We start from the raw sequence: 15,441 nt of genomic DNA, 5'->3' as shown, positions 1-15,441 counted from the left end.
GGCATGCTAATGGATATGAAAACCAAGCTGGCTCAGTTGCAGGTGTTTTCCGGTTATGCCCCCACACCGTTCGATACCGCAGTCGCTCCCGGCACACCCCAGGAACTGTTTGAACAATGGCTGGATCAGGCCATTGCCTTGCAGGTGATGGAACCCCACGTGATGACCTTATCCACCGTCGATCGTGAAAACATGCCCGATGCGCGCGCCGTCGTGCTGCTGGATGTCACCACGCAGGGTTGGCACTTCGCCATCAATATGCGCAGCCCTAAAGGCCAACAGCTCGATCATCACCCCTATGCTGCACTCACCTGTTACTGGCCTGAGTTAGCCCAACAAATCCGTCTGCGTGGCCCTGTCGTCCCCCTGTCTGCGGAAGCCAGCATTGCCGATTTTTCACGCCGCCCAGAACGCTCTCGTGCCGCTATTCTGGCAGCACGGCAAAGTGAAATACTCGAGTCCCCAAGGGACTTGGAGACAGCCATACAGGGACAACTGTATCGGCTTAGCGCCGAACCTGGCCTTATCTCTCCACACTGGGTTCTGTTTGCACTGGCTCCCAGAGAAGTCGAATTTTGGCAAGCCGATAGTAATCGCCACTTTACCCGCCTGCGATATCGTCGTGACGGCGACGATCAACGTTGGGAGCGTAACCTGTTATGGCCATAAATCACTCACACGACGAGGTCCTCTCCTCATCCCTAACCGTAGGCTGTAACACCTTGCTGACTCATACGGGGCGTAAATCCAGTGAGTACCACGGCTTTGTAAACCCACCGGTCTACCACGGTTCTACCGTGTTGAGCCCAACGGTGCAGGATTTACTCAACCGAACCCAGCCGTATATTTACGGGCGGCGTGGCACCCCCACTTCTGAAGCCCTGGAACAAGCCTTGAACCAACTGGAAGGGGGCGCAGGGGTGGTATTATGCCCCTCCGGCCTTACGGCCTGTAATCTGGCGTTACTCACCTGCCTGAAACCCGGTGACCACCTGTTAATGACCCGGGGTAGCTATGCACCGGTGCGTCATGCCTGCGATACCCTGCTACGCCGTCTGGAGATCAAGACTTATTACTACCAGCCCACTATAGGCAGCGGCATCGCGGCATTAATCACTCGGCGTACCCGTGCCATCTACATTGAAAGCCCCAACTCCAACACCTTTGAGCTACAAGACGTTGCCGCTATTGCCCGTATTGCGCACCAGCGTGGAATTACCGTCATCATGGATAACAGCTGGGCCACCCCATTCTTTTTCAAACCCCATGAGCACGGCGTCGATCTCTCCATTCAAGCGGGCACCAAATACTTGGCAGGGCATTCCGATGCCATGCTCGGTACCGTATCCGCAACGGCACGGCTCTGGCCAAAACTAAAGCAGTTGCACGGCGATCTGGGGCTATGTGTCGGCCCTGATGATATTTATCTGGCACTGCGTGGCTTAAGAACGCTTGGCGTTCGGCTGCGTGAGCATCAACGTAACGCGCTGGCTATCGCACGCTGGTTAACCGGGCGGGAAGAAGTCCAGGCGGTGCTGTATCCGGCCCTGGAAGACTGCCCAGGCCATCCCATTTGGCAGCGTGACTTTAAAGGTGCATCGGGCCTGTTCTCAATAGTACTGCGTCCTTTCCCGGCACAGGCGATTGCCGCCTTCTTAAACGGGCTCAGGCTGTTTGGCCTTGGCTATTCCTGGGGCGGTTTCGAAAGCCTGGCAATCCCATTTGCACTCGATAAACCAAGCGCAGCGGCACGCTGGGCCGCAGGGAGTTCAGGCATTCGTTTGCATATTGGGCTTGAAGATCCCGAAGATTTGATCGCGGATCTCAACGACGGTTTCACCCGGTTGACCACCGCATCCATTGGCTCACAGAGGGAGTTGCCATGCTAAGCGTTTGGGGGCGTAAAAACTCATTTAATGTGCAGAAAGTGATGTGGCTTATCGGTGAATTAGGCCTGCAATATCACCTTATTCCTTTTGGTGGGCAATTTGGCGATTGTGACACAGAGGAGTTTGCCGTCATTAATCCAACCCGCCATATCCCGGTGATCGACCTGGATCGGCAGGTTGTCTGGGAATCTCATACCATCCTGCGCTTCCTTGCTGCCGGTAGTCATTTTTGGCTTGATGACCCGCGAAAACGGGCCCAGGTGGAATGCTGGATGGACTGGTGCCAAACCACCTTGGAACCGGATCTGATGATGGGGGTTTTTTGGGGGCTGATCCGCACCCCTGAGGCCGAACGGGACTGGCCAACTCTCCATGACAAGGTGGCCCGCTGTTCTCGTCATTTCCAGGTGCTGGAGACAATACTAAGCCGACAACCTTTTTTAAGCGGGGACAGTTTTGGCCTGGCTGATATTCCCACCGGGGCCACCTTGTATCGCTATTTTTCGTTGGATATCGAACGCCCGCCGCTCCCTGCCGTGGAGGCTTGGTATCAACGGTTACAAAGCCGCCCAGCCTATCGCGAGCATGTGATGGTTCCCTACGATGATTTACGTGGGCAGCGCATTCGTCTGTAAGGTTTCCCCAAAAAGATAATGATATGAAAACAATCGCTAAACCGGCATCTTTGCCAGTACTCATCGTTTTACACCGGGAGCAATCCGCTCCCGGGCGTGTTGGTCAGTTGCTGCTGCAACGGGGCTATTCCCTTGATATTCGCCGCCCACCGCTCGATGATCCGTTACCCGATACACTCGCCAAGCACAGCGGTGCGATCGTCTTTGGTGGCCCCATGAGTGCAAATGACAATACAGACTGGGTTAAGCGCGAAATTGAATGGATAGGAGTCCCCCTGCGTGAAGACGTTCCTTTTTTAGGCATTTGCCTTGGCGCACAGATGATGGTTCGTCATCTCGGGGGTCGGGTGATGGCCAGAGACGATGGACGAGTCGAGATTGGTTACTGGCCCATTTACCCAACCCGGCCAGGTCGAAAGCTAGGTGTTTGGCCGACACATGTTTATCAATGGCATAGCGAGGGATTCGACACTGTCGAAGGCATGGAGCTTCTTGCAACAGGTGAGCAATTTTGTCATCAGGCCATACGTTACGGCAGGCAGGCATATGGCGTACAATTCCACCCCGAGGTCAGCTACCAGACCATGCAACGCTGGGGTAGGGCTGCCGAACATAAATTAAGCCAGCCAGGGGCACAGTCCCTGGCCGAACAGCAACTCAACGGGCAAAGGTATGACCGTGAGGGTATTGCCTGGTTAAGCGCCTTTCTGGATATGTGGCTACGGCCAAACGATAGGAAAAATGATTAACCGCGCAATAGAAAAGGGGGCGAGGATTACTCCTCCGCCCCCTTTTATGAACCTGCTCCCGGCTACAGCTGAATAAAATGCTCGCGGTAGTACGCCAGTTCCGCAACGGATTCGCGGATATCATCCAACGCCTGATGGGTACCCTGCTTCTTGAAGCCTGGCAGGATTTCCGGTTTCCAGCGGCGTGCCAGCTCTTTCAGGGTGCTGACATCCAGATAACGGTAATGGAAGTAGGCCTCCAGCAGCGGCATATAGCGGAACAGGAAACGGCGATCCTGACCAACGCTGTTGCCACAGATAGGTGATTTACCTGCTGGCACCCACGCTTGCAGGAAAGCGATAGTCGCCAGCTCGGCGGCACGATCGTCATGTTTGCTGGCTTTAACGCGCTCCACCAGCCCACTGCCGGTATGCGTGCGCACATTCCAGTCATCCATTCGCGCCAGTTGCTCATCTGATTGATGCACCGCGATCACCGGTCCTTCGGCAAGGATATTCAAATTGGCATCGGTCACCAATGTCGCGATCTCGATAATACGATCGCGTTCAGGGTCCAACCCGGTCATCTCCAGATCGATCCAAATCAGGTTGTTTTCGTTTCCTGTCATGATTTTTCCTGCGTAAAAGCCGAAAGATAAACAAACCACGGGCAAACCCGCGGCTAATGCCAGCGTGCGTGGCGGTCAAGAACGGTTATTTAATATAAAATAGCGTGTATCATAGCCTTTTTGCTCGCCCCGAGCGATAAATGCCGATTCAAGTGAGGCTCAGTGAGTAAGAACAAACTGTCCAAAGGTCAAGAACGCCGCGTACAGGCCAACCATCAGCGTCGCCTAAAGCGTACTGACAACAAGCCGGAGCTGGATGATTCCCAATTGGGCGAACCGCAAGACGGGATCGTCATCAGCCGCTTTGGCATGCATGCCGACGTGGAAGCCGCAGACGGCGTCCAGCATCGCTGCAACATTCGCCGCACCCTACGTTCGCTGGTTACCGGCGATCGCGTGGTCTGGCGCCCTGGCGTAGGCACTCATGCGGGGGTCAAAGGCATCGTAGAAGCGGTGCATGAACGCACCTCGGTGCTGAACCGCCCTGATTTCTACGACGGCGTTAAACCTATCGCCGCCAATATCGATCAGATCGTCATCGTGTCGGCCATTTTGCCCGAACTTTCACTCAATATGATCGATCGCTATCTGGTCGCCTGCGAAACGCTGCAAGTCGAGCCGCTGATCGTGCTCAACAAAATCGACCTGCTGGACGCCGCAGCGCGTAAGGTAGTCGACGGAATGATGGACATCTATCGCCATATTGGCTACCGCGTTCTCGAAGTGTCCAGCCAGACCCGCGAAGGGATGGAAGCCTTTGAGCAGGCGCTGGTCGACCGCATCAGTATCTTTGCCGGGCAGTCCGGCGTGGGCAAATCCAGCCTGTTGAACGCCCTGCTGCCGCAGACGGAAAAGCAAATTCTGGTAAATCAGGTTTCCGACGTCTCCGGCCTGGGGCAACATACCACCACGGCGGCGAGGTTGTATCACTTCCAACATGGCGGTGATGTTATTGACTCCCCCGGCGTGCGTGAATTTGGTCTGTGGCATCTGGAGCCAGAGCAGGTCACCCAGGCCTATGTCGAATTCCGCGACTATTTGGGCGGTTGTAAATTCCGCGACTGCCGCCACGACACCGATCCGGGCTGCGCCATTCGCGCCGCGATGGAAAGTGGCGCGATAGCCAAAGAGCGTTTCGACAACTATCACCGTATTCTGGAAAGCATGGCGCAGGTTAAAACCCGCAAAAACTTCCCGGACGCAGATAACTGATCCACAGTGCGGGGGTTGCGCTAATCGCCCCCCTCGCCCTTATATCCCCTTTCAAGAGGTTAATGTGCTGGATAGCATCAAGATTAAATTACAGTATTGGCTGCCAAAGCTGGCGTTAACCCGCCTGGCGGGCTGGGGCGCAGATAAAAAGGCCGGTTGGCTGACGAAGCTGGTGGTAAAAGCGTTTGCCCGCTATTACCGCGTGCAGATGCAGGAAGCACAGAACCCGGATTTAGCCTCCTATGCCACGTTCAATGAATTCTTCGTTCGTCCATTACGTGATGGCGCACGCCCGATCGTAGCGGAGCCTCACGTGCTGGCACTGCCAGCAGATGGTGCCATCAGCCAGCTCGGTGCGATCCGCGACGATCAGATTTTCCAGGCCAAAGGCCATAATTACACGCTGGAAGCCCTGCTGGCCGGTAACTATCTGTTGGCGGAGCCTTTCCGTAACGGCCTGTTCGCCACCACCTATCTGGCCCCAAGCGACTATCACCGTGTCCATATGCCTTGTGACGGCGTACTGCGCGAAATGATCTACGTGCCGGGCGATCTGTTCTCGGTCAATCCGCTAACTGCCGCCAACGTGCCGAATCTGTTTGCGCGCAATGAGCGTGTGATCTGCGTATTCGATACCGCCTTTGGGCCGATGGTGCAGATCCTGGTCGGCGCGACTATTGTGGGCAGCATCGAAACCGTCTGGGCCGGTACCGTAACGCCCCCCCGCGAAGGCATCATCCGCCGCTGGACCTATCCAGCCGAAGGCATGGAAGGCGCGATCCAACTGGTTAAAGGTGAAGAGATGGGCCGCTTCAAACTCGGTTCCACGGTCATCAACCTGTTCACACCTGGCAGCGTACAGTTCGCTCCGCACCTGAACAACGGCACCGTAACCCGGATGGGCCAGGCTTTTGCTGAAGCCGCAGCCGCGCCAGAAGCCACCTTCGAAGGGAATTGATGCTGTGCGCCTGATTATCGCTTTATTGCTCAGCCTGCTACTGATCCAGCCGGCTCTCGCCGCCGCGATCCCCAACGAGTCCCAGTTACGGCAAGAACTGAAGCTGGCCGAGGGCAATAAAAACGCGCCTAATCAGGCGGAAACGGTTGAGGCGCTGCAAAGCGCCATCAACTGGCTCACCGAACGCAAAGAGTCGCAGAACAATTCCCAGCAGTATCAGCGGGTGATCGACGATTTCCCGAAGATGACGCAGGAACTGCGCCGCCAGCTTACCCTCGAAGAAACCAAAATCCTGCCCAACGGTGAAAACCTGCCCGCCAGCGATCTGGAACAGTTAATCCTGCAAACCAGCAGCCAACTGCTGGAACAGGCCCGCTTGTTGCAACAGGAGCAGGACCGGACACGCGAGATCAGCGACTCTCTCAGCCAACTGCCACAGCAACAAACCGAAGCCCGGCGCGCGTTAACGGAAGTTCAGCGCCGCCTACAGGCTCAAGGCAATAACCAAACCACACCGTTGGCACTGGCGCAGCTTGCTCTGTTACAGGCAGAAGCGGCGGCACGTAAAGCGAAAGTGGATGAGCTGGATCTGGCTCAACTCTCGGCCAATAACCGCCAGGAACTGGCGCGGATGCGTGCCGATGTCTACAAAACGCGGCATGAAAAAATTGATGTCCAGTTACAGGCGCTGCGTAACAACCTCAACAGCCAACGCCAACGGGAAGCGGAACGGGCGCTGGAAAAAACCGAGCAATTGGCCGAACAGAATGGCGATTTACCCGCCAGCCTGCGCAAGCAGCTGCAAATCAACCGTGAACTTTCTGCTGCGTTGAACGATCAGGCGCAACAGATGGATCTGATCTCTTCCCAACAGCGCCAGGCCGCCGCACAAACGTTGCAGGTACGCCAAGCATTGAGCACCATCATTGAGCAGTCCCAATGGTTGAGCGCCTCTACTGCACTGGGGGAAACCCTGCGCGCCCAGGTCGCCATCTTGCCTGAAATGCCAAAACCCCGGCAGTTGGACAGCGCCATGGCCGATCTGCGCGTTCAACGCCTGAATTTTGAAAACCAGCTGGAGAGCCTGCCTCAGCGAGCTAAAGAGCTTAAACAAGACGACGGTAGCCCCCTGACCAGCGCCCAGCAGCGTATCGTCGATGCCCAGCTACGCACCCAGCGTGAGCTACTGAATTCGCTGCTTTCCGGCTGCGATACCCAGATCCTTGAGCTGACCAAACTGAAGGTGGCCAACACCCAGTTGGTCGATGCGCTGAACGAAATTCAGGATGCAGCGCACCGTTACCTGTTCTGGGTACCAGATGTCAGCCCCATCACCCTGTCGTATCCGCTCAATGTGGCACAGGATCTGACCCGTGTACTGTCACTGGATACCCTGACGCAGCTCAGCGGCGCTTTTGTGATGATGGTCACTAGCCGGGAAACCTTGATCCCGCTGTTTGGTGCGGTGCTGTTGGTGATTTTCAGCATCAGTTCGCGCAAGCATTACCATGCGTTCCTGGCACGGGCCAGCAGTAGAGTAGGCAAGGTCACGCAAGATGAATTCCTGCTGACGCTGCGTACCGTATTTTGGTCAATCCTGGTGGCCTTGCCGCTGCCAGTCTTGTGGGCAGCGCTGGGCTTCGGCTTGCAGAATGCCTGGCCGTATCCGGTTGCTGTCGCAATTGGTGAGGGCGTCACCGCCACGCTGCCAGTGTTGTGGATCTGTATGATCAGCGCCGCCTTCGCCCATCCGCAGGGGTTGTTCATCGTGCATTTCGGCTGGCCGGTGAAGCAGGTTTCCCGCGCCATGCGTTATTACCAGATGTCGATCTGGCTGATCGTGCCGTTGATTATGGCGCTGATCACCTTCGACAATCTCAACGATCGTGAATTCGCCAATACCCTTGGCCGCCTGTGCTTCATTCTGCTCTGTCTGGCGCTGGCTCTGGTCACCAACAGCTTGAAGCGGGCCGGTATTCCACTGTATCTGGATAACAAAGGCTCCGGTGAAAATCTGATTAACACCGCGTTGTGGGGGCTGTTGCTTTCCGCACCGCTGATTGCTGCGCTGGCTTCCACCGTCGGCTATCTGACCACCGCACAGAAGCTGCTGGCACGCCTGGAGACCTCGGTTGCCATCTGGTTCCTGCTGTTGGTGATTTACCACATTATCCGCCGCTGGATGCTGATCCAACGGCGTCGCATCGCCTTTGATCGTGCCAAACAGCGCCGTGCCGATATCCTGGCGCAGCGTGCCAAAGGCGAAGAAGAATCCACACATACCCCTAACAGCATCGAAGGTGCGATTGAGGTAGATGAAACGGAAATCGATCTGGATGCCATCAGCGCCCAGTCGCTGAGGTTGGTGCGTTCGATCCTGACGATGGTGGCACTGGTCTCGTTGATCGTCCTGTGGTCAGAGATCCACTCGGCCTTCGGCTTCCTGGAAAATATCAAGCTCTGGGATGTCAATTCCACGGTGAATGGCATCGATATCGCTCAGCCGATCACCTTGGGGGCGCTGCTGATCGCCATCCTGGTGCTGATCGTCACCATGCAGCTGGTGCGTAACCTGCCAGCATTGCTCGAGTTGGCGGTGTTGCAGCATCTGGATCTGACGCCTGGCACCGGCTACGCCATTACCACCATCACCAAGTATCTGTTGCTGCTGTTCGGGGCGATCCTCAGTTTTTCCTGGATCGGTATCGAGTGGTCAAAACTGCAATGGGTGGTCACCGCGCTCAGCGTGGGCTTGGGCTTTGGTATGCAGGAGATCTTCTCCAACTTTATTTCAGGCCTGATCATTCTGTTTGAAAAACCGATCCGCATCGGCGATACGGTGACAATCCGTAACCTGACGGGCACGGTTACCAAGATCAATACCCGTGCCACTACCATTTCAGACTGGGACCGCAAAGAGATTATCGTGCCTAACAAGGCCTTTATCACCGAGCAGTTTATCAACTGGTCGCTGTCCGACACGCTGACTCGTGTGGTGTTGACCGTACCGGCACCGGCAGAGGCGAATACGGAAGAGGTGACCAAGATCCTGATCAACTCTGCCGAACGTTGCTCACTGGTGCTGGATAACCCAACACCGGAAGCCTATCTGGTCGATCTGCAACAGGGTATTCAGATCTTCGAACTGCGTATCTACGCCGCCGAAATGGGCCACCGCATGCCGTTACGCCATGAGATCCACCAGTTGATCCTGGCGGGTTACCGTGAACACGGCATCACGCTGCCATACCCACCGTTCCAGGTTCGCACCGAGACGCTGTCGCGCATGACCAGTAATGGCCGCACACCGCCTTCAACTCCACCGCGCAACACGCGCCGCGAGTCGGGCGGGCTATAAAAGCAAAAAGGGTTCGGCAAGCCGAACCCTTTTTCATTGAGGCAAAAACGTTATGCCCGGCTGACCGGAAACGCGATCACTTCGCTCAGGCTTTCGGCTCCCAACGCCAACATCACCAAACGATCGACGCCCAATGCCACGCCCGCACACTCCGGCATACCATGCTTCAGGGCATCCAGCAGGTTGTTATCAATCGGGTGCTCCGGCAAGCCACGCGCCACGCGTTTACGATTGTCCTGCGTAAAGCGCTGGCGCTGCTCATCGCCGTCAGTCAACTCGCGGAAACCATTCGCCAACTCAAGACCTTTGAAATAGACCTCGAACCGCTCTGCGACACGGTGATCTTCGGTGCTGATTTCTGCCAACGAGGCCTGTGAGGCCGGGAAGTGGTAAACGAATGCCGGTTTATCACGGCCGATATGGGGTTCGACGCCCACGGTAAACAGCAGTTGCAGCAGGGTATCGCGGTCTTCTTCCGTATCGGCAATGTTGCTCAGATCGAGCTTGGCCGCAGCCTCACGCAGCTGTGCCTTCTCCGCCGACAGCGGATCGAGATCCAGATGGCGCAGGAACGCCTGCTGATAGGACAGGGTTTCGGCGCTGTCGCAATCCAGTACCTGTTGCAGCAGATCGTCCACCTCGTTCATCAGGCGATACATATCATAGTGCGGGCGATACCATTCCAGCATGGTGAATTCAGGGTTGTGATGCCGCCCCGCTTCTTCATTACGGAAGCTGCGCCCCAGCTGATAGATCGGGCCGCTCCCTGCCGCCAGCAGGCGCTTCATGTGGTATTCCGGGCTGGTCATCATGTACAGCGTCAGGCCATCTGCCGCGCCCGGGCCGACGAAACGCGTCTGGAACGGGACCAGGTGGATGTCGGTGACTGTCGCCTGGCTCATCGCCGGGGTCTCCACCTCCAATACGCCACGATCGGCAAAGAAACGCCGGATCTCAGCCAGTATCGCTGCGCGCTTCAACAAATTGGCGATGGGTGCACTTGGCTGCCAGCTTGCCGTTTCGCTCATGGTAATTACTCCGAAATCAAACAGGGGGTGCAGTCTACTCGCATCCTCTCAAGCAAACAAATTCTTGGCTATTGTGTGCGCTGGTCTACATTAAAATCATAAAAAACATATAAGCCATATAAACCACCGACAATCGCGCTAATCAAAGACAAAGGCGAGGCAACACCTTATTTTTGCAGGAATGCCTCTTGCGTAACGGTTAAAAGGCAAAACAATCGATCACATCAAATTTCTACTACTTAACTTTAGGTATAGTGATAACCCTATATTCGGTAGCGGTAATCTATCCTTAGTGTTTAGTTTAAAAAGTCACTGAATTTAGCTTAGCACCCGAAGCACCTTTATAAATATTAAGCATAGATTAATTAAATTGTCGTTTTAACGAGAACATTGGAGGAGTGCAGTGCAAACCTTTAACGCCGACCTAGCCATCATTGGTGCCGGGGGAGCTGGTTTACGGGCCGCTATAGCCGCCGCGGAAGCCAATCCCCAACTGAAAATCGCACTGATATCTAAAGTATATCCAATGCGTAGCCACACGGTAGCCGCCGAAGGGGGCTCCGCCGCAGTCACTCAGGATCACGACAGCTACGACTATCACTTCCAGGACACCGTAGCCGGTGGCGACTGGCTGTGTGAGCAGGACGTGGTCGACCACTTTGTTCACAGCTGCCCACGTGAAATGGCCCAGTTGGAGCAATGGGGTTGCCCGTGGAGCCGTAAGCCAGACGGTTCGGTCAACGTGCGCCGCTTTGGTGGCATGAAGATTGAACGTACCTGGTTTGCCGCCGATAAAACCGGCTTCCACATGCTGCACACTCTGTTCCAGACTTCGCTGAAGTACCCACAAATCCAACGTTTCGACGAGCACTTCGTGCTGGACGTACTGGTGGATGATGGCCAGGCGCGCGGCGTAGTTGCCATGAACATGATGGAAGGCACCCGCGTGCAGATCCGTGCCAACGCGGTCATCATGGCCACCGGCGGTGCGGGCCGTGTTTATCGTTATAACACCAACGGCGGCATCGTCACCGGCGACGGTATGGGGATGGCGTTCCATCACGGCGTGCCACTGCGCGATATGGAGTTTGTGCAATATCACCCAACCGGCCTGCCAGGCTCTGGCATCCTGATGACCGAAGGCTGCCGCGGTGAAGGCGGTATTCTGGTTAACAAAGACGGCTACCGCTACCTGCAAGACTACGGTATGGGCCCGGAAACCCCGCTGGGTGAGCCAAGAAACAAATATATGGAGCTGGGCCCGCGTGACAAAGTGTCGCAGGCTTTCTGGCATGAATGGCGTGCTGGCCGCACCATCGCCACCCCGCGCGGCGACGTGGTCTATCTGGATCTGCGCCACCTGGGCGAGAAGAAACTGCTGGAGCGTCTGCCGTTCATCTGTGAACTGTCGAAAGCCTACGTGGGTGTCGATCCCGTTAAGGATCCAATCCCGGTCCGTCCAACCGCGCACTACACCATGGGCGGTATCGAAACCGATCAAAACTGTGAAACCCGCATCAAAGGCCTGTTCGCCGTCGGCGAATGTTCCTCGGTTGGCCTGCACGGCGCGAACCGCCTGGGTTCCAACTCGCTGGCTGAGCTGGTGGTGTTTGGGCGTGTGGCAGGTGAACACGCAGCCCGCCGCGCGCTGGAAAGTGGCCCGGCCAACGGCAGCGCTTTGGAAGCACAAGGCCGCGACGTGGAAACCCGCCTCAGCAATCTGATGAAGCAAGAAGGTAGCGAGAACTGGTCGAAGATCCGCGATGAAATGGGCCTGTCGATGGAAGAAGGCTGTGGTATCTACCGTACGCCGGAGCTGATGCAGAAAACCATCGATAAGCTGGCGGAGCTGAAAGAGCGCTTCAAGCGCGTCAAAATTACCGACAACTCCAGCGTGTTCAACACCGATCTGCTGTACACCATCGAGCTAGGCTATGGCCTGGACGTTGCCGAATGTATGGCGCACTCGGCCTTCAACCGTAAAGAATCGCGCGGCGCACACCAGCGTCTCGACGAAGGTTGTACCGAACGTGACGACGTGAACTTCCTGAAACATACGCTGGCGTTCCATAACCCGAACGGTGCACCACGCCTGGAGTACAGCGACGTGAAAATTACCAAACTGCCACCGGCCCAGCGTGTTTATGGCGCCGCAGCCGAAGCGCAGGACAAAGAGAGAAAGGATAAGGAGCAGGCGAATGGCTGAGCTGAAACCCCTGAAAATCGAGGTCATGCGCTATAACCCGGAACGCGACGCCGAGCCGCATTTCGAGACCTTCAGCGTACCTTACGATGAGCAGACTTCGCTGCTGGACGCACTGGGCTATATCAAAGATAACCTGGCGCCAGACCTGTCCTACCGCTGGTCGTGCCGTATGGCCATCTGTGGCTCTTGCGGCATGATGGTCAACCGTGTGCCTAAGCTGGCCTGTAAAACCTTCCTGCGTGAATATACCGATGGCATGAAGGTTGAGGCGTTGGGCAACTTCCCGATCGAGCGCGATCTGGTGGTGGATATGACCCACTTTATCGAGAGCCTGGAAGCGATTAAGCCTTACATCATCGGCAACGATCGCAAGCCGGAAGATGGCCCGAACGTGCAAACCCCGGCGCAAATGGCGAAGTATCACCAGTTCTCCGGCTGCATCAACTGTGGCCTGTGCTATGCCGCTTGCCCACAGTTCGGCCTGAATCCGGAATTCATCGGCCCGGCGGCGATTACGCTGGCGCACCGTTATAACCTGGATAACCGCGACCACGGCAAGAAACAGCGTATGCCGCTGCTTAACGGCCAGAACGGTGTCTGGTCCTGTACGTTTGTTGGCTACTGCTCTGAAGTCTGTCCGAAACACGTCGACCCGGCCGCTGCGATCCAGCAGGGCAAGGTAGAGAGTGCCAAAGACTTCATGATCGCAATGCTGAAACCGCAATAAGGGAGGGGAGACAGCAATGACAACACAACGTAAGCCCTATGTGCGTACCATGACGCCAACCTGGTGGCAAAAGCTGGGTTTCTACCGTTTCTACATGCTGCGTGAAGGCACTTCGGTGCTGGCGGTGTGGTTCAGCATCGTGCTGATCTACGGCGTCTTTGCCCTGAAGGGTGGCCCTGAAAGCTGGGCCGGGTTTGTCGGCTTCCTGCAAAACCCGCTGGTGCTGCTGATTAACATCATCGCCCTGCTGGCCGCCGCACTGCATACCAAAACCTGGTTCGATCTGGCACCGAAAGCCGCCAACATTGTCGTCAACAGCGAGAAAATGGGGCCGGAGCCAATCGTTAAGGCGCTGTGGGCAGTGACGATCGTCGTCACCGTGATCATTCTCGCCGTAGCGTTACTGTAATCCGGAGGAAACATGATAAATCAATCACCTAAACGCTCTGACGAGCCGGTTTTCTGGGGATTATTTGGCGCTGGCGGTATGTGGGGAGCGATCGTTGCTCCAGCTATCGTGCTGCTGGTCGGCATCCTGTTGCCACTCGGCCTGTTCCCTGGCGAAGCTTTAGGTTATGAGCGCGTCCTGGCGTTTTGCCAAAGCTGGATCGGCCGCCTGTTCCTGCTGCTGATGATCATTTTGCCATTATGGTGCGGGCTACACCGTATCCACCATGCCATGCACGATCTGAAAATCCACGTGCCTGCAGGCAAATGGGTGTTCTACGGCCTGGCAGCCATCCTGAGCGTCGTTACCCTGATCGGGGTCGTCACGCTGTAAGACCTCTGGCGGCCAACTCCCGTTGGCCGCCTATTCCGCTACTCCCACTCTTTCGACTACACTGTTTATCTGTAACTGAAAAACAGGAGTCACTCATGCGTTTTTGGTCAAAGCTTTGCGTCATTTTATCCGCCCTCGCTTCCGTTGCCTGTAGCGTGACACCCCCGAAGGACGTCAAGGTCATAGATAACTTCGATAGCAAACGCTATCTGGGCACCTGGTATGAAATCGCGCGTCTGGATCATCGCTTTGAACGAGGCCTGGAGCAGGTTACGGCCAATTACAGCCCGCGCACAGACGGCGGTCTGAAGGTGATTAACCGGGGTTTCGATAGCAAAAAACAGCAGTGGCAGGAGAGCGAAGGCAAGGCGTACTTTATCGGCTCGCCGCAAACGGCCTCGCTGAAAGTCTCATTTTTCGGCCCTTTCTATGGCGGCTATAACGTCATCGAACTCGATCCGGAGTACCGCTATGCGCTGGTTAGTGGCCCAAACCGCGACTATCTGTGGATATTGTCGCGCACGCCGACGTTGGAAGCCGCCACGCGCGACAGACTGGTGCAGATTGCCAAGGGCTACGGCTTTGATACCGAAGCGTTAATCTGGGTCAATCAGCAGCCCACTCATTGACTGCTGAATTTTAGCCCCAGGATCCCGGCCACGATCAGGCACAGGCTGAGAATACGCATGATATTGGTCGACTCACCGAGCAGCACCATGCCCATTACCGCCGCGCCCACCGCCCCAATCCCGGTCCACACGGCGTAAGCCGTGCCCGCAGGCAACGTTTTCATGGCGTGCGCCAGCAATACCATGCTCACCACCATCGCAGCGACGGTAATCAAACTGGGGGTCAAACGGGTAAAACCGTGGGTATATTTCAGGCCAATAGCCCAGACGACCTCTAACAGGCCCGCAAAAAGCAAAATGATCCATGCCATGACACTGGCTCCAGAACTTATGGGGTCGTCCCCAAACAACAGAAGCGCAGGCGGGTCGTCCCACTTGGCTGATTGAAGACGTGGATTATAGCAAACAAGAGAATTAAATGGGTATTCCACGGAAGGGAAAATCAAGCGCTGCCGTGGAATACCGTTGAACCCAAAGGAATTTACTGTGCGCTACGCTGGATCGCCTGACCACCAGCTTCAACATCTTTGCCCACACCTTCGGTAGTATTACAGCCCACCAGCGATGACAGGATCAACAAGGAAAAAATGGCGAACATAGTTTTCTTCAGCATAAGATTACCCTTATTCGTTATTAGTGAAAAAGTGTAGCTCTCTAAGCG

Annotated in this window: 16 protein-coding genes; 12 read left to right on the top strand and 4 right to left on the bottom strand. The window is 55.9% G+C overall.

Annotation, left to right across the window (positions count from 1 at the left end; genetic code table 11):
• Positions 1-3 precede the first annotated feature (3 nt).
• Genes KGP21_RS02215 through KGP21_RS02200 form a run of 4 tightly spaced genes read left to right on the top strand, consistent with a single transcriptional unit; the run spans position 4 to position 3,273 of the window.
• Positions 4-669, top strand: coding sequence for a pyridoxal 5'-phosphate synthase (locus KGP21_RS02215; RefSeq protein WP_094982813.1), 666 nt, complete (start codon positions 4-6; stop codon positions 667-669).
• On the top strand, positions 660-1,889 hold the full coding sequence (gene metC, locus KGP21_RS02210) for a cystathionine beta-lyase (RefSeq protein WP_051363762.1): 1,230 nt from the start codon (positions 660-662) through the stop codon (positions 1,887-1,889). Before KGP21_RS02215 ends, metC begins: the two co-directional genes overlap by 10 nt.
• Positions 1,883-2,524 carry a glutathione binding-like protein gene (locus KGP21_RS02205; RefSeq protein WP_223537045.1) on the top strand — a complete coding sequence of 214 codons (642 nt, stop codon included), beginning with the start codon at positions 1,883-1,885 and terminating at the stop codon, positions 2,522-2,524. The genes metC and KGP21_RS02205 overlap by 7 nt, the downstream gene beginning before the upstream one ends.
• Positions 2,525-2,547: 23 nt before the next feature.
• Positions 2,548-3,273, top strand: a complete 726-nt coding sequence (locus KGP21_RS02200) for a glutamine amidotransferase (protein WP_094982815.1) — start codon at positions 2,548-2,550, stop codon at positions 3,271-3,273.
• Positions 3,274-3,335: 62 nt separating this feature from the next.
• Here the strand turns inward: KGP21_RS02200 and orn are convergent, their stop codons facing one another.
• Positions 3,336-3,881 (bottom strand): oligoribonuclease, encoded by a 546-nt coding sequence (orn, locus tag KGP21_RS02195; protein ID WP_021182111.1) that lies wholly within the window; start codon positions 3,879-3,881, stop codon positions 3,336-3,338.
• Between the two features lie 162 nt (positions 3,882-4,043).
• Between orn and rsgA the strand changes: the two genes are divergently transcribed.
• The 3 genes from rsgA (at position 4,044) to mscM (ending at position 9,409) form a co-directional block, all read left to right on the top strand.
• Complete coding sequence (rsgA, locus tag KGP21_RS02190; RefSeq protein WP_021182110.1) at positions 4,044-5,093, top strand: small ribosomal subunit biogenesis GTPase RsgA; 1,050 nt, start codon at positions 4,044-4,046, stop codon at positions 5,091-5,093.
• A 64-nt stretch (positions 5,094-5,157) separates the two neighbouring features.
• Positions 5,158-6,051 (top strand): archaetidylserine decarboxylase, encoded by an 894-nt coding sequence (asd, locus tag KGP21_RS02185; protein ID WP_021182109.1) that lies wholly within the window; start codon positions 5,158-5,160, stop codon positions 6,049-6,051.
• Positions 6,052-6,055: 4 nt separating this feature from the next.
• Positions 6,056-9,409 carry a miniconductance mechanosensitive channel MscM gene (mscM, locus tag KGP21_RS02180; RefSeq protein ID WP_021807573.1) on the top strand — a complete coding sequence of 1,118 codons (3,354 nt, stop codon included), beginning with the start codon at positions 6,056-6,058 and terminating at the stop codon, positions 9,407-9,409.
• A gap of 50 nt (positions 9,410-9,459) precedes the next feature.
• Here the strand turns inward: mscM and epmA are convergent, their stop codons facing one another.
• Positions 9,460-10,437 (bottom strand): elongation factor P--(R)-beta-lysine ligase, encoded by a 978-nt coding sequence (epmA, locus tag KGP21_RS02175; RefSeq protein ID WP_021807574.1) that lies wholly within the window; start codon positions 10,435-10,437, stop codon positions 9,460-9,462.
• Between the two features lie 403 nt (positions 10,438-10,840).
• Between epmA and frdA the strand changes: the two genes are divergently transcribed.
• From frdA to blc, 5 genes are all read left to right on the top strand, one after another.
• Positions 10,841-12,643 carry a fumarate reductase (quinol) flavoprotein subunit gene (frdA, locus tag KGP21_RS02170; protein WP_021807575.1) on the top strand — a complete coding sequence of 601 codons (1,803 nt, stop codon included), beginning with the start codon at positions 10,841-10,843 and terminating at the stop codon, positions 12,641-12,643.
• Positions 12,636-13,370 (top strand): succinate dehydrogenase/fumarate reductase iron-sulfur subunit, encoded by a 735-nt coding sequence (locus tag KGP21_RS02165; RefSeq protein WP_223537044.1) that lies wholly within the window; start codon positions 12,636-12,638, stop codon positions 13,368-13,370. Before frdA ends, KGP21_RS02165 begins: the two co-directional genes overlap by 8 nt.
• A gap of 16 nt (positions 13,371-13,386) precedes the next feature.
• The gene (gene frdC / locus KGP21_RS02160; protein WP_021182104.1) at positions 13,387-13,779 is read left to right on the top strand and encodes a fumarate reductase subunit FrdC; all 393 of its coding nucleotides are present in this window, start codon (positions 13,387-13,389) and stop codon (positions 13,777-13,779) included.
• Positions 13,780-13,791: 12 nt separating this feature from the next.
• Positions 13,792-14,151 carry a fumarate reductase subunit FrdD gene (frdD, locus tag KGP21_RS02155; protein WP_021182103.1) on the top strand — a complete coding sequence of 120 codons (360 nt, stop codon included), beginning with the start codon at positions 13,792-13,794 and terminating at the stop codon, positions 14,149-14,151.
• Positions 14,152-14,246: 95 nt separating this feature from the next.
• Positions 14,247-14,780 (top strand): outer membrane lipoprotein Blc, encoded by a 534-nt coding sequence (gene blc, locus KGP21_RS02150; RefSeq protein WP_021807576.1) that lies wholly within the window; start codon positions 14,247-14,249, stop codon positions 14,778-14,780.
• On the opposite strand, the gene sugE is transcribed toward blc, so the two are convergent.
• Both sugE and KGP21_RS02140 read right to left on the bottom strand, forming a co-directional pair.
• The gene (sugE, locus tag KGP21_RS02145) at positions 14,774-15,091 is read right to left on the bottom strand and encodes a quaternary ammonium compound efflux SMR transporter SugE (RefSeq protein ID WP_021182101.1); all 318 of its coding nucleotides are present in this window, start codon (positions 15,089-15,091) and stop codon (positions 14,774-14,776) included. The two genes, blc and sugE, sit on opposite strands and share 7 nt — an antisense overlap.
• Positions 15,092-15,261: 170 nt before the next feature.
• Complete coding sequence (locus tag KGP21_RS02140) at positions 15,262-15,393, bottom strand: entericidin A/B family lipoprotein (protein ID WP_223537042.1); 132 nt, start codon at positions 15,391-15,393, stop codon at positions 15,262-15,264.
• Positions 15,394-15,441: the final 48 nt, after the last annotated feature.

The sequence above is a fragment of the Serratia sp. JSRIV004 genome, assembly GCF_019968705.1.
Taxonomy (GTDB): domain Bacteria; phylum Pseudomonadota; class Gammaproteobacteria; order Enterobacterales; family Enterobacteriaceae; genus Chania; species Chania fonticola_B.
This window is presented reverse-complemented; position numbering and strand designations above follow the sequence as displayed.

Coding starts and splice junctions, on each gene's coding strand:
- orn (WP_021182111.1), bottom strand. CDS start 3,881: ATGACAGGAAACGAAAACAACCTGATTTGGATCGATCTGGAGATGACC.
- KGP21_RS02205 (WP_223537045.1), top strand. CDS start 1,883: ATGCTAAGCGTTTGGGGGCGTAAAAACTCATTTAATGTGCAGAAAGTG.
- epmA (WP_021807574.1), bottom strand. CDS start 10,437: ATGAGCGAAACGGCAAGCTGGCAGCCAAGTGCACCCATCGCCAATTTG.
- frdC (WP_021182104.1), top strand. CDS start 13,387: ATGACAACACAACGTAAGCCCTATGTGCGTACCATGACGCCAACCTGG.
- blc (WP_021807576.1), top strand. CDS start 14,247: ATGCGTTTTTGGTCAAAGCTTTGCGTCATTTTATCCGCCCTCGCTTCC.
- sugE (WP_021182101.1), bottom strand. CDS start 15,091: ATGGCATGGATCATTTTGCTTTTTGCGGGCCTGTTAGAGGTCGTCTGG.
- KGP21_RS02215 (WP_094982813.1), top strand. CDS start 4: ATGCTAATGGATATGAAAACCAAGCTGGCTCAGTTGCAGGTGTTTTCC.
- KGP21_RS02140 (WP_223537042.1), bottom strand. CDS start 15,393: ATGCTGAAGAAAACTATGTTCGCCATTTTTTCCTTGTTGATCCTGTCA.
- KGP21_RS02200 (WP_094982815.1), top strand. CDS start 2,548: ATGAAAACAATCGCTAAACCGGCATCTTTGCCAGTACTCATCGTTTTA.
- KGP21_RS02165 (WP_223537044.1), top strand. CDS start 12,636: ATGGCTGAGCTGAAACCCCTGAAAATCGAGGTCATGCGCTATAACCCG.
- frdD (WP_021182103.1), top strand. CDS start 13,792: ATGATAAATCAATCACCTAAACGCTCTGACGAGCCGGTTTTCTGGGGA.
- metC (WP_051363762.1), top strand. CDS start 660: ATGGCCATAAATCACTCACACGACGAGGTCCTCTCCTCATCCCTAACC.